The organism is Candidatus Methylomirabilota bacterium (assembly GCA_003104975.1).
In the GTDB taxonomy this organism is placed as follows: Bacteria; Methylomirabilota; Methylomirabilia; order Methylomirabilales; family Methylomirabilaceae; genus Methylomirabilis.
This window is the reverse complement of the sequence record PQAM01000004.1, coordinates 144924-169350: the sequence shown is the minus strand read 5'-3', so window position 1 is coordinate 169350 and position 24427 is coordinate 144924. Positions and strand designations below refer to the sequence as shown.

Here is a 24427-nt window from a genome sequence, read left to right as displayed (position 1 = left end):
CTGACCACTAAAAACTGACTACTGCCTTTACGGCCACAGGCCGGGATCGGCCGCCAGTCGTTCCTCAATCGGATGAAGGCGCTGTCGAAACCCTTCTGTCGATAATCCGAACCGGTCGCAGAGACGAAGGATGGCCGAGACCAGATCGCACTCCTCCGTAGACTCGGTTCGGACGACCCGCTCAACCAGCGGCGCCACATCGTGTATGAGGAGTTCGTGCATCAGGACGACAGATTCCGGTTGATCGATAGTGTAGCCCAGCCGGTCGGTGAGGTCGAGCACCTCCTGGACCTCCCGCAGGCTATCCGGGTCGGGATGTGTGCGGAGTCGATCCAGCCGTATCGTGAATGTCCTGGAGAGCAGATCCTGAACGCCCTGCTGCTGCGGCAGGTTCAGCCGCCTGGCATCGTCGGCCAGCAGCAGCAGACTGCGAAAGAGGCCGGCCCCGCCGTCGGAGAGCCATTGCTGTAGCGCCTCCTCCAGGTTGCGGGTTAGAGTGAACTCAGCCGGGGCCCTCAGCGCCTGGGGCGGAGCGAGTCCTGCATCGAAAAAGGCGCGGAGTAACCCTCGAGAGTGGGCCGCCAGCTCATCATAGCGTTTGCGGAGTGCCTCCCACTCGCGATAGAGCGTCATGAGGATCTCTTGACACTCGTCCGAGGAAAGCGCCTGCAACGTAATCGGCGTCGCCTGCGTGTCGCTCGACAACGACCCCCCATCGGTCTGACCCGCACATATCTCCTGCCATCGGTAAAGATCGTCCGGTCCCCTCCATGGAAACAGATAGCCGTCTATTCCATCGGCATCCGACCACTTCAGGACAAATCCGAACTCCTTCCGCTCGAGGGTAAGGGACGAAGAGACCGCGACGCCGCCGGCAACTGCCATCCCATTGATGGAGGGAAGGCGCTCAAGGACCAACCGATGTAGATCGAAGGTGTATATGCGGTAGGGGGCGGGCAGGTGTGCGGCCAGCGACCGGATGGCGTAGATCGCCGCCGGACGGGTCAGATCGACCCGCGTCGGGCGAACCCGGCTCTCCCAGATACGCCGGCCGTCGCGTTCGGCGGGGACGTTGCTCCTGGCGGCCTGCAGTCGGGCCAGGAACCGCGCCTCTATGTGCGCCGTCCGAAAGGCAGAGGCGAGGTCGAGGGCCCGCGCCGCGTGTTTGAGGTTTTGTGCGGCCTCGATATCGGAGATATCGCTGAAGAACCAGCCGTCACTGGACTGCATCAGCAGGGCATGCCGCTGCATCTCCAGCAGTTGCAGCGCCGTTGCTCTCTCCTGCTGTGAGAGCGGCCGTCGGGCATGTGTGCCGAAGAACGCCCCAATCGAAGCGTCGCTGCGATCAAGGAGTATGGTGATGTAATCGTTCCTTGCGGCCCAGACATCAATGAAGAATCGATCGGCCTGTTCCGCGAAGAGCCGGTGCAGATCGCCCCGAAGGCCATCGATGGCCTCTCGAAATGGGGCTCTCCAGCGCTGACGCCAGCCCGGTTGGCCGCCGGTGCTGCATCCGCAGTCCTCCTTCCACCGCCCCAGGCCATGGGCGCAGCTCCAGGCGCTCCCCTCCCGAATAACCACCTCATGTGTGGGGGGCGTATGTGCAAGGTAGGCCCCAAAGTTGGTGAGTGAAAATTCCTTCGACGTCGTGGCCTGCGCCACCACAACGGCCATCGCGCGCTCCCCGAATCTGGTGTGATGACCGTACGACTCGCCGTCGGTACAGAGGATATGCAAGCGTGATGGCGAGTTGCGGGCGACCTCGGTCAGCCGACCGGCCAGCCGACCGGGCTCCTGCAGCAGGTCCTCGAAGGCGATCGCGCGGGAGAGGCCCGCATCATAGAAGAACAGATCGATGGCGCCCTTGTGCGGGAGGCGACACCTGTACGGGTGCGAGGGATCGATCCAGTTCGAGCCCAGTTCGCGCCATCGCTCGCCCTCGAGGGGACGGACGCGGGTCGCCTGCCACGGCGCCAGGACGGCGTAACGGATCCCATACTCATGGAGCAACATGAGCGTCGATAGATCCACGCCCGTTTCCGGCAGCCACATCCCCTCCGGCGCCCGGCCGAAGCGGGCCTTGAACTCGGCAATCCCCCACGTGATCAGTGTCACGCGGTCTGTTGAGTGGGCCAGCGGCAAAATCGCATGGACGTAGGGATGGGCCAGCGCATTGCCGTGGCCGCCGCGCCGGACGACGCTGTCGCGATCGCCCTCGACAATGCGGCGAACGGTGCCGGGGGCTTTGCGATCAAGCCAGCGGAACAGCGTCGGTCCGATATCGAAGCTCATGCCGGCGTAGTTATTGATCAAACTTACGATCCGTCCTTCGCGGTCCAGACGTCGAGCCCATCCATTCGGGCAATAACACTCCGCCGTAATCCGCTCGTTCCAATCGTGGGCCGGGGCGGCGGACGGTTGCCGCTCAACCTCGTCGGTCCAGGGGTTTTCGCGCGGCGGCTGGTAGAAATGCCCGTGAACGATCACCGATGCGGTAGCTGGTGTGCTCATTGCGGCTCGCCGGCGGCGCCGGATCGCCGGGTAGATTGGATCAGGTTCCGAAGAATTCGGCTGCGATTCGCTCCGCGCAGAAGGGACGACAGGTCCTCGTACAACGTAGGGTCGTCGATCAGCGCACCGAGCGTTCCCTCTCCTTGAGCCAGCCGGTCGGAGACCGACCTCAAATTCCTGGAGGTGTGCTCGAGATCGGCCATGATCGATTCGGCACGCGGATCCGCAAAGAGGATGTGCGCCAACCCCTTTTGATGCTGAAATTGTTTCATCAGGTTCGCCAACTGCTCAAGGGCGGTTGTCGCCTCCGACAGCTCTTTCAGGATGTTGCCTGCGCGCTTTTCATAGACCAGCGCGTGGAGCAATCCGCTTCCCCCTTCGATCTCTCCCATAATCCGGTTAAAGGCGGCAATGCCATCGGCCAGATCCCGCCGTGCGTCGGCGCCCGCGCCGCCGCCCACAAGCCGGCTCAGGGCATCCGAGATCCGTACGACGTTGCTGACGATCTGGTCGCCTTTCTGGAGCAGCTTGGCATAGTCCGGTGGATCGACGCTGGTTACCGTCGACCATGGGGGGAGAACCGGCTCATCGGGACTGCCTACCGTCAACTCGAGCACCTTGTCGCCCACCAGACCGATGGTCCCGATGCTTGCGATCGAATCCTCCCGAATCCGGTCCTGAAGCCTGGCATCCAGGCTTATGGTGACCCGGATCTTCTTGCTGGCGAGGTCCTGACTGAAGGTGATATCGTCCACCGAGCCGATGGAGGTGCCGGCTAGACGGACCGGCGCACCGACATTGAGTCCCTCGATGTTGCTGAAGAAGGCGTGCAGCATGTAACGACGGCCGAAGATTGTGCTCTGACTTCCGATCGTCAGGACAAAGACCATGAACAGACCCAGGAGTCCCAGGACAAAGACGCCTACCCGCAACCGAATCCACTGCTCACCGTCCGTCATCTCTTTTTTCCTTGTATTCTCGGCAAACTTTCGGTGGGACCATGGAGGGGCGCTGCTTGCTGCGCCCTATTCGGGCAGGGCAAGCCCTGCCCCTACAACGATTCTCGAATGCATCAGCCGATACCGTCATGCCATCGTGCCGTTGATGAACTGGCGCACCAGTGGCAGATCGATACGTTGGATCTCCTGTGGCGTTCCGACAGCGACGATCTTGCCCTTGTCCAGCAGGCCGATCCGATCAGAGATTTTAAATGCGCTCCGCATATCGTGTGTGACCACCACCGATGTCACCCCAAGCTTGTGGTCCAGGTCCACAATCAGCTCGTTGATCTTTTCCGTGTTGGTAGGGTCCAGGCCGGTCGTCGGCTCGTCATACAGGATAATCTTTGGCGTCAGCGCGATCGCTCGGGCCAAGGCGACCCGCTTTCGCATTCCGCCAGACAGGTCGGCGGGCGCCCTCTCCCCGGTCCCCTCGAGTCCGACAAGGTGGAGCGTCGCCGCGATCCGTTCCCGGATCTCCCGTTCCGACATAGCGGTATGTTCCCGGAGGGGATAGGCGATGTTCTCAGCGACCGAAAGAGAATCAAAGAGTGCCGAACTCTGAAAGACCATTCCGATCTTCTTTCGGATCGTGATGAGTTGGTCCTCCCCCATCGGCACAATATCCTCCCCCTCAATCAGAATCTGACCCGCCTCCGGCTTGAGCAGGCCGACGATCAGCTTCAAGGTGACGCTTTTGCCGATTCCGCTTCCGCCGATAATGGTCACCGTCTCGCCGGACCGGATGGTGAAATCCATTCCGGCCAGAATCGGGATATGGTTGAACGACTTGTAGACCTGGCGGAACTGGATGGCCGGACTGCTCATCTTACCAGCCCTCCAGCCACCAGAAGAACTTCGTCAGAAAGAAATCCGAGATGATGACCGCGATAGCCGAGGTGACCACCGTCGCGGTTGTCGCCCTGCCCAGACCTTCTGTCCCGCCCACCGTCTCCAGCCCTTTGTAGCAGCCCACGATGGCGATGATGAAGCCGAAGACCACGGTCTTGCCAAGGCCGCTGAGGATATCGGCCGGCGTCAGGTTGCGTGTCACGGTATTGTAGTAGAGCTGATAATCGATCTGAAACTCATATCGAGAGATGACCATGCCCCCGAGAATGCCCAGGATATCCGCCATCACCGTCAGCAGCGGCAGGACCAGCATCGTGCTCAGTACCCGGGGCACTACCAGCTTTTTGACCGGATTCGCGCCCATGGCCCGCATGGCATCAATCTGCTCCGTAACCCGCATCGACCCGAGCTCGGCGGTGATCCCTGAGCCGACTCGCCCTCCGACCAACAGGGCCGTCAGCACCGGCCCCAACTCGCGGACCATCGACAGTGAGACGATAATCCCGACATACCCCTTCGCCCCGAATCGGCTCAGACCGTATGCGGTTTGCAGCGCCAGGACAAGGCCGGTAAAGACCGCGGCGACGCCGGCGATTGAGATAGATTGCACGCCGATATGATCGGCTTGCCGGACGAGTTCACGGAATGTAAACGGAGGCCTGAAGGCGCACGAGACGGTGTCATAGGTTAGCTGCGAGAGCCCTCCCAACAATTCGAGTAATCGAATCGATCGGCCCCCGACTGCGACAGCTACATTCCGCACTGTATGTCCCTACTACCGGTCTTTACCTTGACCTGGAGTCCTTTTGGGTCAACTCCCAGCCCCGGACAAACCGCTCAAACTCCGGCAGCCGGTCCTGAAAGGCCTCCGGCGAGGCGACGTACACAAGGTCATACGCACACCGGTCATCCCTGGCGACGTAACTGCTGACCATGACGTCGGTCTCGTGCAGTTGACCCCAGAGCACCGTATGAACCGCATTCGTACCGTTGAGCGTGATCATCTGCTGGGATACCACCCGTTTTAGGCTGATCCCGAAGAAGAGATGCCTGGCCAGTACGTGAAGCGGTGTCACCTGCCGCTCTTCACAACTGACAAACAGAGCAGCCACCTGTCCGTCCGGTTCGGCCTGGAAGGCCAGATCGGTCCCTTCCACCTCAAGCTGTCGCCAACCGTCGCGCAGTAACGGGATTCTGAACCCGCGCGCCTTATCGACCAGGAAGCCATCTACGATGTGGTGAGACGCGCAGGCCGTGAGCGCGAACAAGATCAGTACGAAGGCGCCATCAAAGCGCCGGGCGTATGGGAAGATGTGCCCCCTCCAGACGTATATGTTCTTCGGTGAGGCATAATCGCGGACAACCACACAGACAACTACACATAAAGCATACTGGATAAGGGGTTGAAGCGTCAAGCCACCGGCATACGCGGCGATATTCGGATGACGGATAAACGAACGACTCGGGAAGGAATCTGTGTGGGCAAGGGGGCTCGGGGAGCGTCCGGAAGAGAGGTCTACACGTGCGGGGTGAGGGACCATTCGTGGGATGGGTCCTGGCGGAGACCATGGTGTCTCCGCCAGGACCATTGCAGGCTTTCGCTCTTAAGGTACCGGTTATTCTTTCGGTTGTAACTCTACCCGCCGATTCTTCGCGCGACCCTCAGCCTCATCATTCGATGCAATCGGCTGTTCTTCCCCGAACCCCACGGCAGTGAGATTGGCTGCATTCACACCGCGCGAGATCAGATGGTTTCTGACGGACTCGGCCCGCCGCTGCGACAGCTTCTTATTGTATGGTGCCGTACCGACACTGTCCGTATGGCCGGCAATTGTGACCTGCACGTCCGGGTGCTTAGTGAGAATCTCGGCCACGCCGTCCAGAATCGTAAGCGATTGCGGGGTCAGCACCGCCGAATTAAACTCAAAGTTGACGCCCTTCAGAACAATGGGTTCCCGTTTCGGACAGCCAAGTTGATTTACCTGTACACTGGCTGGGGTACCGGGGCACTGATCTTTATAGTCCGGCACACCATCCCCGTCGCTGTCCAATGGACACCCGGTCGCATCGACCTTCATGCCGGCAGGGGTATTCGGACATTTATCCAAGTAGTCCGGCACACCATCCCCGTCGCTGTCCAATGGACACCCGGTCGCATCGACCTTCACGCCTGCCGGGGTGTTCGGGCACCGATCTTTGTAGTCCGGCACACCATCTTTGTCGCTGTCCAGCGGGCAGCCATCGGCGTCAACCTTTACACCGACCTGGGTATTCGGACACTTGTCGATGCTGTCCGGGACGCCGTCTCCATCCGAATCAGGGGCCGCCTTGGGGGTCAACGCTGCGCACAGCAGTCCGGCCGCCACCGCACCGGCAGCCGCCCCATATCCGGCCTCCTTTCCCCCCTCGGCGCCCGCCCCAATTCCGGCGCCGACGGCGGCGCCGGCGACCGAGCATATGGCCGCATTATACCATGGTCGGCCGGTGGCGCAGCCCGTCACAAACAGCACCGCAATAATCAGCACCGCCTGTAATTGCTTCATACGCTCTCCTCTCATCGCGTGCAAGCCGTTCACCGCAATGGCTGCGATCTCGATCATCCTAAGACGATCGACGCACCGAAATAGTCAACGTCTTGTATATCGGGACAGGGTCGTTGTCAATATAAAAGTTCGCCGATACCCCCAAGCATATCGGTCGCCGTCGCCAACCGACTCCGGCCCGCCGGCTGCTTGACTTTACGGAGAAAGATGCGATATAAACTAGACGGCTCATCACCGTTTCAAGGGCGTATGAATCGAAAGAGCTGAACATCTTTCGCGAAAGTACAGTCGTGTCGCGTTCGGTCGCCTGCGGCTATTCTTGCCCGCCTGGGCGGGAAGGGAATGCGCCTCGCTATGATGGTCACCACCCTCAACGCCGGCTGTGGCAGGGCGGGTGTCGCCGGTATGGGTCCTCCTTGGTTTCCCGCAAGCGTTGTTCAGGAGAGTGTGCCGTCTTGTACCGTTCACTTCACATCGGAGCGGGTGTGACCGATGCGAATCCGTAAGGCCGTCATTCCGGCTGCCGGTTTGGGGACACGGTTTCTGCCCGCGACGAAGGCGCAGCCAAAAGAGATGCTCCCGATCGTCGATAAGCCGACGATCCAGTACGTCGTGGAGGAAGCCGCCGCATCGGGGATCGAGGACATCATCATTGTGACCGGCCGGGGAAAGGATGCGATCGAAAACCACTTTGATCGATCGCTGGAGCTGCAAATTGCACTCGGGCGGCAGGGTAAGGAAGAGCAGTTGCGGGAGATCGAACGGATCTCCGAGTTGGCGTCGTTTTGCTACCTCCGCCAGGAGGAGCCCCTCGGCTTGGGGCATGCGATCCTGGTGGCAAAAGACTTTGTAGAAAATGAGCCCTTTGCGGTCTTGCTTGGCGACGACATTATCGATGCCGAGGTCCCCTGTCTGGCGCAGATGATCTCCGTATTTGAGCGGTATCGGGCCTCGATCATTGCTGTGCAGCAGGTCAGCAGGGAGGAAACCAGCAGCTACGGAATCATCGACCCCAAGATGACTGAGGATTCAATCTACGAGATCCTGGATCTGGTGGAGAAGCCATCCCCGGCCGCGGCTCCGTCCGACCTGGCCATTATCGGACGCTATATTCTGACACCCGAAATTTTTGATGCGCTCGAACAGACCCTCCCTGACGCAGGCGGGGAGGTTCAGCTTACGAACGGCTTGCGGGTATTGCTGGGTGCGCAAACCATGTATGGATTCGCATTTTCCGGGCGCCGGTATGATGCCGGGAGTAAGCTGGGATTTTTAAAGGCGACCGTGCAGTTTGCGCTCAAACGTCCGGACCTGGCGCCGGGATTGCGGGAATACCTGAGAACGCTCAGCCTGGATGAAACGCATGCCGATTCGGGACAGGGCAACAACTGATGCTGAGTCTGTCGAAAGCGGAGGAGAACTGCTGACCGTGACGGATAAGAAGACAATAGAACCTGCAGAGCAGACGTCGATACCTGACAGCGAACAGACCGAGACGAAAACCGACGCGCAGACGCGGAAGGTGCCTGACACGATCCCGCTCCTGCCGGTGCGGGACGTGGTGATCTATCCCTTCATGATCTTGCCTCTTTTTATAGGTCGGGAGAAATCGGTTCGGGCGGTGGACGAATCGCTTTCGAGGGATCGTCTGATCTTGCTGGTGGCGCAACGGGATGCCGAGAAGGAGGATCCCGAGGCCGATGAGATCCATGCGGTCGGCACCGTCGCCATGATCATGCGGATGCTCAAGATGCCGGACGGGCGGGTCAAGGTGCTGGTTCAAGGGCTCTCCCGCGCGCGGGTGGTCGGGATCGAGCGTCGTGAACCCTACTTTGAGGCGAGGATCGCCGAGGTCCCTGAACCCGATCTGGCGACGTCGGCCGTCGAGGTAGAGGCCCTGACCCGTTCGGTCAAGGAATTGGTGAGCAAAGGCGTGGCCTTGGGGAAGCAGATCTCATCGGATGTGGTGGTGATCATCAACAATCTTGAACACCCGGGCCGCCTGGCCGATCTGGTGGCCAGCCACCTGGATCTCAAGATGGAGCAGGCCCAAGAGGTCCTGGAGCTGTTCGACCCAACCCAGCGCCTGAAGCGGGTCAGCGAGCTGCTGAGCAAGGAACTCGAGGTGCTCGAGGTGCAGCATCGAATCCAGAGCCAGGCTCGGGAAGAGATGGACAAGACCCATCGGGAGTATTACCTGCGAGAGCAGTTAAAGGCTATTCAGAAAGAGCTGGGTGAGACCGACGACCGAGGCCAGGAACTACAGGAGTTGGAGCAGAGGATCCGTAAGGCGAAGATGCCCCATGGGGTAGAGTCCGAGGCAAAAACGCAACTCGGTCGGCTCGGCCGCATGCACCCCGACGCGGCGGAGGCGTCCGTAATCCGGACCTATCTGGACTGGCTGATCGAGCTGCCGTGGAGCCGGTCGACCAAGGACAAGCTGTCGATCAAGCAGGCATCGAAAATCCTCAATGAGGATCACTACGACCTGGAGAAGGTGAAGGAACGGATCCTCGAGTACCTGGCTGTCCGCAAGCTGAAAAAGCGGATGAAGGGGCCGATCCTCTGCTTTGTCGGCCCGCCCGGGGTGGGGAAGACCTCGCTCGGTCGTTCTATTGCCCGCGCCCTGGGGCGGAAGTTCATCCGGATCTCGTTGGGCGGCGTTCGCGATGAGGCGGAGATCCGCGGCCACCGGCGGACCTATATCGGGGCGCTTCCCGGTCGCGTCATCCAGGGGATTAAACAGGCCGGGTCCAACAATCCCGTCTTTATGATCGATGAGGTAGATAAGGTGGGTGCCGATTTTCGCGGCGATCCCTCCTCGGCACTGCTGGAGGTGCTGGACCCCGAACAGAACTACAGCTTCAGCGATCACTACCTGGGTGTCCCCTTCGATCTCTCCAACGTCATGTTCATCTGCACGGCCAACCTGGCCGACCCGATCATCTCGGCGCTGCGCGATCGGCTGGAAATCATCGACATCTCCGGGTACACCGAGGAGGAAAAGCTCTATATCGCGAAGCGCTATCTGATTCCGAGACAGTACCGGGAGCACGGGATCGACGGCACGCACCTGTTGATGAGCGATGAGGCGATCCTGAAGATCATCAACGAATACACCCGGGAGGCCGGACTGCGGAACCTGGAACGGGAGGTCGCCACCGTCTGCCGGAAGGTGGCCCGCCTTGTGGCGGAAGGCCACAAGGGGCAGATCAAGGCGACCGCATCGGCCCTGCAACGGTTTCTGGGCGCGCCCAAGTTTCTGGCCGATCCGGAGCAGGAGGCGGATGAGGTCGGTGTGGCCACCGGTCTTGCGTGGACGCAGACGGGCGGAGACATCATCTACATCGAGTGCAGCATCCTGCGCGGGAAAGGGACCCTCGTCCTGACGGGGCATCTGGGGGAGGTGATGAAGGAATCGGCCCAGGCGGCGCTCAGCTATGCGCGGTCGCGGTCCGCCGATCTGGGGATCAAGGATGATCTCTTCACCAAATACGATATCCATATCCACGTACCGGCCGGCGCCATCCCGAAGGACGGCCCCTCGGCCGGCATCACGATGGCCGTTGCGCTGTTGTCCGCCCTGACTAAGATCCCTGTGAGGCGGGACGTCGCGATGACCGGAGAGGTGACCCTTCGCGGTAAGGTCCTGCCGGTCGGGGGAATCAAGGAAAAAGCGCTGGCGGCGCGTAGAATGGGGATCCATACGGTGGTCATTCCGGCGAGGAACGATAAGGATGTGAAAGAGCTCGCGGCCAATGTGAAGCGGGGGATGGAGTTCGTGTTTGTGGACCATATGGACCAGGTGCTCGACATCGCCCTGACCAAACGGACACGGGCCAAGCGTCGCCTCGATGTCGCCCTCAGCGCCAGACGCGGGACAACTCCTGTGGCCGGGCTCAGGACAGGCCCGTCGACCGGACTTCGGGCCTCTCCGCCAAGGCGGTCGAACGCCGGGTCCCCCGCAGGGGAGACGCAGTCCGGTGTCTGAGACCCGAACTGTCCGCATCGTTCCCTTGGGAGGACTGGGGGAGATCGGGTTGAATATGATGGTCGTCGAGGCCGCGGACGATCTGCTGGTGATCGACGCCGGGTTGATGTTTCCGGACGAGGAGATGTTCGGCATCGACCACGTGATTCCGAACATGAGTTATCTGCTGGCCCGTCGGGAGCAGATCCGGGCCGTGCTGCTGACGCACGGCCATGAGGATCACACCGGCGCGCTCCCCTATCTGCTGCGGGAGATCAAGGCGCCGGTCTACGGTACGCGCCTTTCACTCGGGCTGGCGGCGGAAAAACTGAAGGAGGCGAATCTGCCGGCTGATGCCGACCTCAAGGCGGTTCGGCCACGCGACCGTATTCGGTTCGGTTGCTTCGAGGTTGAATTCCTTCAGATGTGCCACAGTATTCCCGACGGTGTCGCGCTGGCGATTGGGACGCCCGCCGGGATGATTGTGCACACCGGCGATTTTAAGTTCGATCAGAGCCCGGTTGACGGGCAACTGACCGATTACCGGCGACTGGGCGAGCTCGGGGACAGCGGTGTCCGCGCCCTGCTCTCAGACAGTACGAATGCGGGCCGGGATGGGTTCACGCCGTCGGAACAGGTGGTGGGGCGGGCCTTCGACGCCATCTTTCGAGAGGCGCAGGGGCGCATCATCGTCGCTTGCTTTGCCTCTAACATTCATCGAGTCCAACAGATCTTCGATACGGCAGCCGCCATGGGGAAGCAGGTGGCGGTGTGCGGCAAGAGCATGGTGGCGAATACCCGGATCGCTGCGGAGTTGGGGCGTCTCCGCATTCCAGAGGATGTGCTGGTGAGTCTGGATGAACTGGAGCGTCTGCCGGTCAGCCGGCAGGTCATCGTGACCACCGGGAGCCAGGGTGAACCGCTCTCCGCCATTGCCAGAATGGCCGTTGCGGAGCACAAACAGGTGCAGATCTCGCCCGGTGACACCGTGATCTTTTCGGCGCGCGTCATTCCCGGCAACGAGAAGTCGATCGCTCGGACGATTAACGGCCTGTACCGGCAGGGTGCCCGCGTCATTACCGAGGAGACGGCGGAGGTTCATGTGTCCGGGCATGCCAGTCGGGAAGAGCTGAAGCTGATGTTGAACCTGACCCGTCCCACCTGCTTTGTGCCGATTCATGGGGAGTACCGTCACCTGCGCCTGCACGCGCAGTTGGCACGGGAGGTCGGGGTATCGGAGGCTGGAACCCTCGTGATCGAGGACGGCGACATTCTGGAGTTCGATGATATCCATGCCCGGATTGTCGGCAGGGCGCCGGTCGGTCGGATCTTCGTCGATGGAAGGGGGATGGGCGACGTCGGCGACGCCGTTATTCGCGACCGGCAGCGGCTGGCGCAGGAGGGGGTTGTCGTCATCGTCCTTGCGGTCGATCATCAGGGTCATAAGTTGGTCACGGGACCGCAGATTATCTGTAGCGGGCTCGTCCATGCCCAGGATTCGAAGGCACTCACGGATGGTATCCAAACCCTGGTCTGTTCCGTCCTGGAGAGCACCCCTGACGCGGACCGGGCCGATCTGCGTCTGATGGAGCAGCGGATCAAGACGGCGATCAAGAAGCAGTTGCAGAAGGAGTTCGACCGGCGGCCGATGATTCTACCGATGATCATGGAGGTATAATGGATGGAGGCTGGTGATGGCGACTGACAGCATGCCGGAGTCGGTATCGATCCGACGGGAGTCGAACAGGGGCGATCGATCGCCGGAGACCCCCGTCCTTACACATCCGAAGTCCCATGAGGTATTGGGTATCCTTGGGATTGCCCTCGCCCTCTACCTGTTGGCGAGTCTGCTGTCGTACGATGCCCTCGACCCCTCGTTCTTCAGTTCCGGCGGCGGACCCGAGCATCAGGTGCGCAATTATGGGGGACGATGGGGGGCGGAACTTGCCGGCGATCTTCTGGAGTTGTTGGGCGTCGGCGCGCTGGCCTTACCCGTCTTTTGTGCCCTGCTCAGTTGGCGTTTTCTCAGCGCCAGGACCGCTCCAGGTACCGCGTGGAAGCTGGTCGGGTGCGCGTTACTCCTGGCAAGTCTCGCGTTGGTGGCCAAACTGTTCGTCGAGACCGGGTTGCTTGACGGCCGGACGTGGGAGCGTCCCGGCGGTTTTGTCGGCGAAGAGCTGCATCGGATCTTCAGCCCGCTGGTGGGCCGCGCGGGTCTGCCGTTATTGGGGTTGACGACCCTCCTGCTCGGCGTCGTGTGCCTGAGCAGCCGGCCGCTTGCGAGCCTCTCTGCGAGGTGCCGAACCGTCGTCGAGCGGGTGGCGGCTCGCGTCAAGGAACGGCGGGCGTCGCGGGCGCACCAGCCGGGCCGAATCCGGCCGCCCTACACCCCTCCCACCGAGGACGGGCCCGCGGTTGAAGCCAGACCGACGTCCGTTGTGGTCGTCGAACCTGTTGCGGTCTCGACGGTTCGCGAACCGATTCCGCGACAACTTGAGCCCACAACCACCGGCGACCTGCCTCCTCAAGGGTCCTTTCCGTTTGTGACTCCGGAAGCAGGCTTTCAGCCCCCCCCGTTGTCGTTGCTCGATCTGCCGACGACGGCGGAAAGCGAGCTTTCCGACGAAGAGCGGGGGGCCAATGCCGCGATCCTCGAACGCAAGCTGCTGGACTTCGGGGTCGAGGGACGGGTCACACAGGCCCAGCCTGGACCCGTCATTACCCGATATGAGATCGAACCCGGTCCCGGGATCAAGATCAACCGGATCGTTGCGCTGGCCGACGATCTGGCGTTGGCCCTACGCGCATTAAGTGTGCGGGTTGTGGCGCCGATTCCCGGGAAGGCGGTGGTCGGCGTGGAGATCCCGAATCGCCGCCGCGTCGTCGTGCACCTGCGCGAGGTGCTGGCATCCAGGGGCTTCGAGGGATCTGCGGCGCATCTTCCCCTCGCATTGGGAAAGGATATCGCCGGCGATCCCTATGTGGTCGATCTGGGGCAGATGCCGCATCTGCTTATCGCCGGGGCGACCGGTTCCGGCAAGAGTGTCTGTCTCAATGCGCTGATCGTGAGCCTCCTGTACAAGGCGACGGCCGACAGTATCCGTTTACTGCTGATCGATCCGAAACGGGTCGAACTCTCCATCTATGAGGGGATCCCGCATCTGGCCGAACGGGTCGTCTGCGATCCGAAAGAGGCGGCAAAGCGGCTTCAACGCCTGGTGATCCACATGGAGGGGCGCTATAAGCTGTTTGCTAGGCTGGGGGCCAGAAATATCGTCAGCTACAATCGGCTGGTTCGAATCGCCAGACGGGAAGGGGGCGGCGAGGTCTTTCAACCGCTTCCCTATCTGGTGGTGGTGATCGACGAACTGGCCGATCTGATGCTGACCGCGGCCGCCGATGTCGAGCGGGCCATTGCCAGACTGGCCCAGATGGCTCGCGCGGTCGGTATTCATCTGATTGTGGCGACGCAGCGCCCATCGGTCGATGTGATTACGGGGATCATCAAGGCCAATTTTCCGGCTCGGCTTGCATTCCAGGTCTCGTCGAAGGTCGATTCACGGACGATTCTCGATATGAACGGCGCCGAGCAGTTGTTGGGCGACGGCGATATGCTGTTTATCCCGCCAGGGAGTTCGAAACCGCACCGGATTCACGGATCGTTCGTCTCGGACATCGAGATCAAGCGTGTCGTCGATTTTCTGAAGGCGCAGGGGAAGGCCGAGGAGTTTCCGTGGTTGCTGACGCCGGCCGAGGAGGAGCCGGAGTCGTCAGGGGACGAAGACGATGAACTGTACCGGCAGGCGGTCGATCTGGTCGTGACGACCCGCCAGGCCTCGATTTCGCTGATTCAGCGGCGGCTGAGGATCGGCTTTAACCGGGCGGCACGATTGATCGAGCGGATGGAGCACGAACGGATTGTCGGTCGGATTGAAGGGGGCGGACCGCGGGAGGTTCTCATTGAGCCGCGTAATGCGGGTTCGTAATTCGATTCTGATCGTGGTGGGGACGGTGGCGTTGATCGGTTCACCCGTTTTTGCCCTTGACCCAACCCCCAACCCCCAACCCCCAACCCCCGGTGTCGTGTCCGCCCTCACGGCGGAAGAGTTGGCCGACAAGGTCCAGGTAACCTATCAGGGCTTTTCGGATCTCCGGAGCGCCTTCTTCCAACGCGCCACCAACCGGTTGAGCGGGATGACGCAGGAGGCCTCGGGTCGGCTCTTCCTGAAGTGGCCCGGGAGGATGCGTTGGGAGTATGAGAAGCCGGAATCGCGGCTGTTCCTGATCGATGGGAAGACCCTGTGGAGCTACAGCCCGTCCGAACGGCAGGCGATCGCGCAGGATGTGAGCGGCGTGCTGACGACGAGCCCGATCGGGATCTTATTCGGGATGAGCAGCCTTCGACGAGACTTTCAGGTCCGGCCGATCGTCCATGCCGGGACAAAGGAGAGCCCTGAGTCGCTCCTGGAGCTGACCCCTAAGAGGAAAGGCCTTGCGTTCAAACGGGTGATCCTGGGGGTGGACCGGGGCAGCTTTCTCATCCAACGGCTGACGGTCTTTGATCTGTACGACAATACCACGACGGTCGAGCTGTCCAGGCAGCAGGTCAACACCAATCTGAAAGACGATCTGTTTCGTTTCTCGCCACCGCCGGGGACGGAGGTGATCACCCCTCTCAAACCTACCGTACCGTAAGCCAAAAGGAGATCGTACGTGTCTAATGAGGCATCCTTCGATATCAGTTCGACAGTAGATCTGCAGGAGGTCGATAATGCGGTGCAGCAGGTCACGAAAGAGATTCAGCAGCGGTTCGATTTCAAGGGAAGTGCCAGTCGTGTGACACGGGACGAACAAGGCATCCTGCTGTACGCCGATGATGCCTACAAGCTCAAGGCCGTGGTAGAGCTGCTGGAATCCAAACTGGTGCGGCGAAAGGTGTCTCTGAGGGCGCTCACCTACAACACCCCGGAGCCCGCCGCGAAGGGGACCGTTCGGCAGCGGGTCACCCTGCAACAGGGGATCCCTGCCGAGAAGGCCAAAGAGATCACCAAGGTCGTCAGAGGGCTCGGAGTGAAGGTGACCACACAGATCCAGGGTGATCAGATACGGGTCTCGGCCAAGAGTAAAGACGATCTGCAGGCGGTGATTCAGACGCTACGAGGGCGCGATTTCGGCATCGACCTGCAGTTCGGCAACTATCGGTAACGGGGACAGTGTGTGACGGTCATGGACGCCAACGGCGCGACAAACCTGAAGGAACCGCATGTCTGAGTCTCGTCAAGATAAGCGCGCGACAGTATTCATTGTTACCGACGGCGCCGATTTGACCCTCCGGCTTCGTGAGCTGCTCACGCGTCAAGGATTCTCCGTCCTGCAGGCCGCATCCGAACAGGAGGCGCTGGCTGTCCTCAGTAACGGCGGCTCGCACCTGGTGATGGTGGATGCCGGCTCGTACGTTGCACTGCAGCAGCGGACCGATCGTCTGGCAGCCGTGCATCGATTGACCGGGATCATCGGCGCCTCCCTCGACCTCGGCGAGGTCTATCAGGCCTTCGCCGCGGAGGTCGGCCACCTCATCCATTACGATCGGATGGTCCTCGCGCTGCGGAACGATGCGGGCCCCGGGTTACGGGTGCTCCGGCTGATGGCCGATCGGCCTGCCACCGGGTGGCCTGACGGGGAGTGCGCCCTTGGGGAGGGGACCGGCATCGGATGGGTGATGTCGCAACGACGTCCTCATGTCGAGGCGGACCTGGCGGAATCGAAGCAGTTCACCGAGGATGAGGCGCTGTTCGAGTCGGGTATTCGATCCTGCATCCGCCTCCCCCTCATGGTGAAGGGGGAGTCGATCGGGGCTCTCTGTCTGGATAGTACGACGCCTCGCTGTTATGGGGAGCGGGAGATCGATCTGCTGCTGCCGCTGGCTGAGCAATTGGCGATTGCCATCGAAACCGGTCGCCTGTTTCAAGAGGTGCATCGGTTGGCGATCACGGACGAGTTGACGGATCTCTTCAATCATCGCCACTTCTATCGCCAGCTCGACCAGGAGTTGAGGCGCACCCGGCGCTACGGGCACCCGCTTTCACTGATCATGCTGGACATCGATTTTTTCAAGCAGTATAACGACCTCAAGGGTCACCTGGCCGGTGATGAGGCGTTGCGCCTGATTGCTGCCCGGTTGAAAAACAGCACACGAGGCACCGACATTGTTGCGCGATACGGGGGGGATGAGTTCGGCATTATTCTGCCGGAAACCGATCCGCGGCAGGCGTGGGCACAGGCGGAACGGATCCGCATCGTGATGGAGCGCGAGTCGCTGGGGGGAGAGGAAGCGGCCGATGGTCCCAGACTGACCGTCAGCCTTGGCGTCGCCTGTCTGGGACCGGATATGCACAAGACCGAGGATCTGGTCCGGGCTGCGGACCAGGCGCTGTATTGTGCCAAGGCCGCCGGGGGCAATCAAACCTCCGTGTCCGAATCGTGTGGTGGGTTCCACCCATCCGCAGGCCCACGACCGGGCTGTTGATGACGGTGGGATCGTGAGGTCGGACGGCGGTCGCTTGATCGATCGGCTCAGGGGGATCACGTCGTGAAGCGACAGGCGCAGGCCGAGATCCTCACGGTCGGGACGGAGCTGCTGCTGGGCCACACCATCGATACCAACTCAGCCTACATCGGTCAAGCGCTTGCGGCAGCGGGGATCGAGGTCCGCTGGAAGAGCACCGTCGGCGATCACGAGGCGCGGATCAGGGAGGCGCTGCGTACGGCGCTCACGCGGGCCGAGATCGTCATTGTAACGGGTGGGCTTGGTCCCACCGAGGACGATCTGACCTGTCGGGCTATCGCCGCCGAGTTGGGGCGACCGTTGAGCCTTGATCAGGCAATCCTGGATTCGATCCGTCGCCGGTTCGCGGAGCGCGGCCTTGTCATGTCCAGGAACAACGAGCGGCAGGCCATGATCCCGGAGGGCGCCGTCGTCTTGCCGAATGCGCGCGGGACGGCCCCCGGTTTTGCCATTCGCCTGGCGGATGGCAGGCTGGTGGCGGCGGTGCCGGGGGTGCCTTCAGAGATGCGGCCGATGCTCACGGAACACGTCATCCCGCGCCTGCGCGAGGCGTTCGGCGTACGGTCAAGAATTCATACCCGTATCCTGAAGGCGTGCGGCATTACGGAATCGGCCCTCGACGAGGCGATCAGCGATCTGATCCATCTCTCGGACAATCCGACCATCGGGGTGCTGGCCTACCCGGACGAGATTCATGTCCGGCTGACCGTCGCGGTTGAATCAGAGCCGGAGGGCGACCGGCTGCTCGATGATCTTGAAAATAGGATTCGGGAGCGGCTGGGGGAACGCATCTTTGGCCGGGATGACGAGCGGCTCGAGGAGGTCGTGGGGCGGCTGCTCCTCGACGCGCGGGCGACGATTGCCGTCGCCGAGTCGTGCACCGGGGGACTGGTCTGCCATCGGCTGACCAATCTCCCGGGAAGCTCCGCCTATTTTTTCCGCGGCGAGGTGGTCTACAGCAACGAGGCCAAGGAGCGCCTCTTGGGTGTACCGCATGAACTGATTGCCGAGCAGGGTGCCGTCAGCCGGCCCGTCGCCATCGCGATGGCGGTCGGGATACGGCACACCGCCGGTGCGGAACTGGCGTTGGGTATCACCGGTATTGCGGGACCGGGAGGGGCGACACCGACGAAACCGGTGGGTCTCACCTTCATTGCGCTGGCCTCGGATGAGGGCGTGGCCTGCCACGAGCACCGATTCCTGGCGGATCGGGAGACCAATAAGCTGCTTGCCTCCCAGAGGGCCCTCGACATGATCCGCCGACACCTGCTGTCACATCGATATGCCGGACAGAGCTGACCCCCAGTCCATCCCAACCATCCGCGCCTTTATCGCCGCCAACCTCGATCCGGGCCTCAAGGCGGCGCTGGCCGGTGTACAGGATCGGCTGAAGGCCACCAGGGCCGATGTCGGATGGGTGCGGCCGGAGAACCTGCACCTGACGCTCAAGTTTCTGGGGCAGGTCGAGGAGGATCGCTTCGGCGCCATCGGAGAGGCGGTTGCTGCGGCGGCCGCCGGGTGCGGTCCGGTTCATCTGGTCTTTCAGGGGCTTGGCGCCTTTCCGAGTCCTCGGTCGGCCCGGGTCGTCTGGATCGGGCTGTCCCACGGCGCGGAGACGCTGGCAGCGCTTCAGGCACGAATCGAGGCGGGGCTTGAGCCGCTCGGATATGCGCGGGAGGCGCGGCTGTTCACCGCGCATCTGACGCTGGGCCGGGTGCGGGGTCCCGGACATCGGGAGCAGTTGGCGCGCGCGCTCACCGAGGCGACCGCCGAGCCGCTGGGCGAGATGGTGCTTCACCGGATCGAGCTGATGAAAAGCGACCTGAGCCCGAGCGGCGCCCGCTACACCATCCTGCACAGCTTTCCGCTCGACTGACATTCCTGGCAGCGGTACAGCCCTGCGCAAAAGTGCTTTCCAGCTCTCATCCTGATGAAGTATAATTCGTTCTTTCTGCGTATTCTCGATGAGGTCTCAACTGATGAGAAATAAGAGGGGGAGGCGGCGATGGCGTTGGAGCCGATAACCATCCAGATCATCGATCGGATCAGGCCGATGATCCGCGATCTTGTGACCCGCTACCGGAGAAGTCTGCGCGGCTGCCGTTACGCCGATATTCGCGTGCAGATCGATGAGGGCCAATCGGCGGCGGCAGAGAACGGGGGGAGCAAACACAGCATTAGAGACTATGGCTTTGCGATCGGCATCCGCGCCCTGTCGGGCGACGGGATGGTGGCGCCGGGCTATTTCGGACAATCGCTCGGTGCGGCCGACCTGGATCGACTGGCGCAGGTCGTCAGGGAGGGGCTCCGCCACGCGCATCATCGGGCCATGGCCAATGCCGAGCGCAAGGCGGCGGCCCGGACCGAGTTTGGGCCCATCGCCGACACGTTGAGCAGCACCATCCTCGCCCCCATCGAGATCCATCAGGATACCGTCCCCGCTCAGTTCGAGATCGACCCGCGGACCGTCCCGCTGGAGGAACTCGTCGACCTGACGACCGAGATCTCCAGGGGCAGTCTCGCGCTCGACCCTCACGTCAAGTATACGTTCGTCTCTGCCTTCACCCTGCTGACCCGGGAGCTGTTCTGCAGCTCTGAGGGGGCCGACATCGATCAGACCTTCGCCATGACGCAGGGGACCTGCTTCATTGTCGCCCACGGCAAATCAGGGACCCAGGAGCTGTACGACTACATGGGCCACCAGCGCGGCTGGGAGACCTTAACCAGAGGCGTGCACGAGGAGGCCATTCGGTTCCCGGAGTTTCGGACATTCTGCGCAGGCCTCACGCAGGACGCCGTCAACCTGTGTAATGCCCGGCCGCTCAAGGCGACCGATCGCGAGGTCGTCGTCGTCACCGACCCGCACTACAACACCCTGACGGCCCACGAGATTGTCGGCCACCCGACCGAGCTGGATCGCGCGCTCAAACTGGAGACCTCCTATGCCGGCCGAAGCTGGCTGTTGCAGAATCTGCACGAGCACCAACTGGGTAAGCCGATTGCCTCGCCCCTCGTCTCGGCCTTCTCCGATCCCTCTCTCCCCGGGTACGGCCACTACAAGTACGATCACGAGGGGACGCCGGCCAGACGCGTGACACACATCGATCGCGGTATCTTTACAGGCTTCATGAATAGCCGGCAGACCGCCGCCGTGCTGGGTGTGCCGCCGAACGGGTCATACAAGGCGACCGACGCCTCGCTCGTTCCGTTAATCCGGATGTCGAATACGGTGTTCGGCCCCGGTGAACAGGACCCGCAGCAGATCATCCGAGAGATCCCCCACGGTTACTATCTGGTCGGGCACCGGACCCCCTCGATCGCCGAATCGCGTGAGAATTTTCGGATTACCGCCATGAAGGTCTACGAGATCAAGAACGGCCAGATCGGCGAGCTGTTCTGTAACGGCGGGATCATGGCCGATACCAAGGACTACCTGATGAAGGTCGATGCGGTCGGGAACGATTTCCGTCTCTATCCGATCCCGAATTGCGGCAAGGGCCAGCCGATGCAGACCAAGCGGCTCGGCAACGGCGGCCCCACCATCCGCAGCCGCGCCCGTCTGACAGGATCGTGAAAGGGTTTAGGGTGGAGGGTCTAAAGACAGGGTTTGGGGTTTTGGGTCTAGGTGCACACCCTAAACCCTATACCCCATACCCTATTTTTGCTGGAGGCTTACGATGATTTCAACCGCTGAACTTACAAAGGCCGTCGAACAGGCTCTGGGATATCTGGGGTCGGCCGATCAGGTGACCGAGGTCGAGGTGTTTGCGGCGAGTAACGGCAATCTCTTGACCCGGCTGAACTATACCTCGCACATCCCCTGTAACGGCGTCGAAGAGCCGAAGTCGAGCGAATCGTACGGTCTGGGTATCACGGCGGTGTTCAAGACAGAGGCCGGCGTCACGGTCGGGTTCGGGAGCGAACCGAGCGATCTGAGCCTCGACGGGGTCAAGAGGGCCCTCGAAAAGGCCCGGCGCGGCGCCGTTGCCGACCCCGAGTTCTCGTCGCTACCGAGACCGACGGGCGAGCGGCGGAGGCTCCGCCGCTACCACGATCCGAAACTGATGAAGATTCGGGACGAGGAGTTGGTCGAGGTTGGTTGGCGGGTGTTGCAGGGAAGCCTCAAGACCTTTCTCAACTCCCCACGGCTGCTGGAGCTGGCAGGCACGAGGGATCGAATCAAAGAGCTGGGTCTCATCGTGGGCGGCGACGTCACCATCCAGCAGGAGCGGATCGCCATCGCCTCGACCGCTATGCCGGAGGTCCAGACCGACGAATCGACGCTGATCATGGCCTTTATCACCGCCATGGTTGAGGCCAAGGCCTCCAAGGGGAGCGGCTGCTCTGCCGGGACCCACCTGGATCAGTTCACCGATGACGCCGGCGTCGAGGCCGCACAGAATGCCTTGGCGGCAATGGGCGGAGAGCGGATCAAGGGCGGGCGATATACGGTCATCTTCGGGCGTCAGCCGGTCGCCGACCTCCTGAACAATCTGATCCTGCCGTCGGTGAGCCTCAGTAACTTCTACAGCGACAGCTCGCCCTTCATGGGCCGGCTTGGCAAGCGCGTGGCATCGAGTCGATTGACCCTGTACGACCACGGCGCGCAGCGCGGCCTGATGGGGAGCAAGGGAATTACCTGCGAGGGACTGCCGACCGGGAAGACTTGGCTGATCCAGCGCGGCAAACTGGTCGGACTGCTCGCAAGTCATTATGAACAGCAGCGTATCCTCAAAGATCCCAGAGGGGCAGAGAAGCTGGGGGGAGACCCGAACGAACAGGGCCGCGCAATCGTCCCGCGGAACGGATTCCGGTTCTGGGCCGGCGGCGGCCGGCAGTTCGGTGTCCAACCCGGCATCGCGTCGACCAATGCCGTCGTGCAGGGCGGAGACCAGGGCCTTGAGGAACTGGTCGCCGGCGTCCAAGACGGCCTGCTGATCGGTCGGATCTGGTACACCTATCCGATCAACGGGCTGCGGGCGGGGGACTTCACCTGTACGGTTGTCGGCGACTCCTACATCATTAAGGACGGACGGATCGTCGCACCGCTCAAACCGAATACGGTACGCATCAACGACAATATCCGCTCGATGCTCTCCAATATCGTCGCGGTCGGCAAAGAGGTCAAGGGTACCCTGGTCTGGGCGGCCGACGAGGTGATCTATACGCCGGAGATCGTGGTGCAGAATGTTGCCGTCGACGAGATCGCCTCATTTATGGAACAGTTGTGAGCGACGCGCGCAGGAATAGTCTATCATCCTATCGCCTATGATATACGGGTGGTTCAAACGGTTCGGTTCCGTGGTGCGGCCCCTGCTCATGCTTGCGGGGTTGCTCGGGATCGTCTGGCTCTGCCAGAGGATCGGGTGGCCGGCCATTCGGCAGAATATTGCCGTCATCGGACAATGGTTCTTTCTGTTGGTCGTCCTCTACCTCTTTGCGCAGATGGCCTTTATGTCGGGGTGGTGGGTCCTGATCGGTTCCAGGGCGAGGCAGATCGGATACTGGCGGATGTTCGGCGTCTACCTGGTGGGCGATTCGGTCAACTATTTCGTGCCGCCCGCCAACCTGGCCGGAGAGCCGGTCAAGGCGCACCTGTTGAGCCGCTCGGTGGGATTCAGCCGCTCGGTGACCTCGATCATGGTCCACAAGCATGCCGAGATCGTGGCGCAGGTGCTGTTTCTGAGTTTCAGCCTGGGCGTTGCCGTCACCCAGTTCGCGCTCCCTGCGGCTCTGCAGGTTGCCGCGCTGATATTGGCCGCTGGTATGGGGGTGGCTGTCGTGGCGGCCTTCTGGGCGCTGAAGCGCGGGGCCTTTGGGGCGTTGATCCGCGGGCTGGTCAAGATCGGGTTGAAACCGGAGCAGATCAACCCGGAATGGCGCGCCACGGCATCGCTGGATCGATGGCTCGCGCTCTTCTACAAGACCCGTATGCCGGTCTTCTACTGGGCGACCTTTCTCTGTCTGCTCGGATGGTGCGGCGGGCTGCTGGAGACCTATATTGTGCTGCAGTGGCTGTCGGCGAAGCCGAGCCTGGCGATGGCGGTATCTGTTGAGAGCCTGGCGATGGTCCTGAATACCCTGATCTTTTTCATCCCTGGTCGGGTCGGGAGCGCGGAAACGGTGCGAGTCGCTGTCTTTTCGGTTCTCGGTTTGCCCGCTGCGGAGGGCGCCGTCTACAGTATTATTCGCCGGGGGAGAGAGGTCACCTGGGCGATCCCCGGTCTGCTCATCCTGCTGGCGATGAAGATGGGAATCGGTGGGGCGCCTCGTGAGGTCGCAGGCTGATGGGCATGAACGGCCGCGCACAGGCGATTCTGTTCGATTTCGGAGGTACGCTGGACGCCGACGGGATCCCCTGGAAAGATCGATTCCGTCGGCTCTGCCTCGCTGAACAGGTGGTACTGGATCAGGATCGGTACGATCGAGCCTTTTATGCGGCCGATGACGCGCTGGTGGCGCAGAGGCTTGCCGGTTGCTCGTTTCAGGAGAGCATCGTGCTGTTGGCGACCGGCGTATTGAAGGCGTTGAATATTGGCGATTCCGATCTGGCATCGCGTCTGGCCAACCGGTTTTGGCAGGACTCGGTGAATAAGATCCGTTCGAACATGGAGACCTTGCGCGGGCTGTCGGCGCGATACCGGCTCGGGATCGTCTCGAACTTTTACGGGAATCTTGAACAGGTCTGTCTCGAAACGGGGCTTGCGCCATTGATGAGCGTTATGGTTGACTCGGCCTGCGTCGGGTTTATCAAGCCGGATCCCCGTATCTTTCAGGCCGCGCTCACACCGTTACGACTCGGCCCACAAGAGGCGATCTTTGTCGGGGATTCGTTACCGCGAGACATGAAGGGCGCCAAGGCGCTCGGAATGCCCCATATCTGGCTGGCCTCGGATCGGTCAGGCGCCCTTGCGCCCTGTTGCCCGGATGATCCCGTGATCAAGTCCTTAGCGGATCTTCGGGAGGTGTTGCAGTGAGGCCATACCGC

Annotated in this window: 19 protein-coding genes; 13 read left to right on the top strand and 6 right to left on the bottom strand. The window is 61.7% G+C overall.

All coding sequences use genetic code 11. The features are described 5' to 3' along the window. Window positions 1-27: 27 nt before the first annotated feature. The 6 genes from C3F12_02045 to C3F12_02020 form a co-directional block, all read right to left on the bottom strand. Window positions 28-2511, bottom strand: coding sequence for a glycoside hydrolase (locus C3F12_02045; GenBank protein PWB48562.1), 2484 nt, complete (start codon window positions 2509-2511; stop codon window positions 28-30). Then, the gene (locus tag C3F12_02040; protein PWB48561.1) at window positions 2508-3470 is read right to left on the bottom strand and encodes a hypothetical protein; all 963 of its coding nucleotides are present in this window, start codon (window positions 3468-3470) and stop codon (window positions 2508-2510) included. Before C3F12_02040 ends, C3F12_02045 begins: the two co-directional genes overlap by 4 nt. A 126-nt stretch (window positions 3471-3596) precedes the next feature. Continuing rightward, window positions 3597-4337: an ABC transporter ATP-binding protein gene (locus C3F12_02035; GenBank protein PWB48560.1), complete on the bottom strand. Its 741-nt coding sequence runs from the start codon at window positions 4335-4337 to the stop codon at window positions 3597-3599. 1 nt (window position 4338) lies between these two features. Then, on the bottom strand, window positions 4339-5088 hold the full coding sequence (locus C3F12_02030; GenBank protein PWB48631.1) for a transporter: 750 nt from the start codon (window positions 5086-5088) through the stop codon (window positions 4339-4341). A gap of 58 nt (window positions 5089-5146) precedes the next feature. Next, window positions 5147-5728 (bottom strand): hypothetical protein, encoded by a 582-nt coding sequence (locus C3F12_02025; protein PWB48559.1) that lies wholly within the window; start codon window positions 5726-5728, stop codon window positions 5147-5149. Window positions 5729-5977: 249 nt separating this feature from the next. Continuing rightward, entirely contained in the window at window positions 5978-6904 is a 927-nt protein-coding gene (locus C3F12_02020; protein PWB48558.1) for a flagellar motor protein MotB, read from the bottom strand. Between the two features lie 492 nt (window positions 6905-7396). Here C3F12_02020 and galU point away from each other — a divergent pair, with 492 nt between their 5' ends. The 13 genes from galU (at window position 7397) to C3F12_01955 (ending at window position 24416) form a co-directional block, all read left to right on the top strand. Further along, complete coding sequence (gene galU / locus C3F12_02015) at window positions 7397-8296, top strand: UTP--glucose-1-phosphate uridylyltransferase (protein PWB48557.1); 900 nt, start codon at window positions 7397-7399, stop codon at window positions 8294-8296. Between the two features lie 79 nt (window positions 8297-8375). After that, complete coding sequence (gene lon / locus C3F12_02010; protein ID PWB48630.1) at window positions 8376-10895, top strand: endopeptidase La; 2520 nt, start codon at window positions 8376-8378, stop codon at window positions 10893-10895. After that, on the top strand, window positions 10759-12552 hold the full coding sequence (locus C3F12_02005) for a ribonuclease J (protein ID PWB48556.1): 1794 nt from the start codon (window positions 10759-10761) through the stop codon (window positions 12550-12552). The genes lon and C3F12_02005 overlap by 137 nt, the downstream gene beginning before the upstream one ends. Before the next feature lie 31 nt (window positions 12553-12583). Beyond that, window positions 12584-14860 carry a cell division protein FtsK gene (locus C3F12_02000; protein ID PWB48629.1) on the top strand — a complete coding sequence of 759 codons (2277 nt, stop codon included), beginning with the start codon at window positions 12584-12586 and terminating at the stop codon, window positions 14858-14860. Further along, on the top strand, window positions 14847-15569 hold the full coding sequence (gene lolA, locus C3F12_01995) for an outer membrane lipoprotein carrier protein LolA (protein PWB48555.1): 723 nt from the start codon (window positions 14847-14849) through the stop codon (window positions 15567-15569). Before C3F12_02000 ends, lolA begins: the two co-directional genes overlap by 14 nt. Window positions 15570-15587: 18 nt before the next feature. Then, complete coding sequence (locus C3F12_01990; GenBank protein PWB48554.1) at window positions 15588-16079, top strand: YajQ family cyclic di-GMP-binding protein; 492 nt, start codon at window positions 15588-15590, stop codon at window positions 16077-16079. A 58-nt stretch (window positions 16080-16137) separates the two neighbouring features. Then, window positions 16138-17400 (top strand): hypothetical protein, encoded by a 1263-nt coding sequence (locus C3F12_01985; protein PWB48553.1) that lies wholly within the window; start codon window positions 16138-16140, stop codon window positions 17398-17400. 63 nt (window positions 17401-17463) lie between these two features. Further along, window positions 17464-18738 carry a competence/damage-inducible protein A gene (locus C3F12_01980; protein PWB48552.1) on the top strand — a complete coding sequence of 425 codons (1275 nt, stop codon included), beginning with the start codon at window positions 17464-17466 and terminating at the stop codon, window positions 18736-18738. Beyond that, entirely contained in the window at window positions 18722-19315 is a 594-nt protein-coding gene (thpR, locus tag C3F12_01975) for an RNA 2',3'-cyclic phosphodiesterase (GenBank protein PWB48551.1), read from the top strand. The genes C3F12_01980 and thpR overlap by 17 nt, the downstream gene beginning before the upstream one ends. 129 nt (window positions 19316-19444) lie before the next feature. Next, window positions 19445-21013, top strand: a complete 1569-nt coding sequence (locus tag C3F12_01970) for a TldD/PmbA family protein (protein PWB48550.1) — start codon at window positions 19445-19447, stop codon at window positions 21011-21013. 103 nt (window positions 21014-21116) lie between these two features. Then, window positions 21117-22670 carry a hypothetical protein gene (locus C3F12_01965; protein ID PWB48549.1) on the top strand — a complete coding sequence of 518 codons (1554 nt, stop codon included), beginning with the start codon at window positions 21117-21119 and terminating at the stop codon, window positions 22668-22670. A gap of 37 nt (window positions 22671-22707) precedes the next feature. Then, the gene (locus tag C3F12_01960; GenBank protein PWB48548.1) at window positions 22708-23727 is read left to right on the top strand and encodes a hypothetical protein; all 1020 of its coding nucleotides are present in this window, start codon (window positions 22708-22710) and stop codon (window positions 23725-23727) included. Continuing rightward, the gene (locus tag C3F12_01955) at window positions 23727-24416 is read left to right on the top strand and encodes a hypothetical protein (GenBank protein ID PWB48547.1); all 690 of its coding nucleotides are present in this window, start codon (window positions 23727-23729) and stop codon (window positions 24414-24416) included. The genes C3F12_01960 and C3F12_01955 overlap by 1 nt, the downstream gene beginning before the upstream one ends. The last annotated feature ends 11 nt before the right edge of the window (window positions 24417-24427 follow it).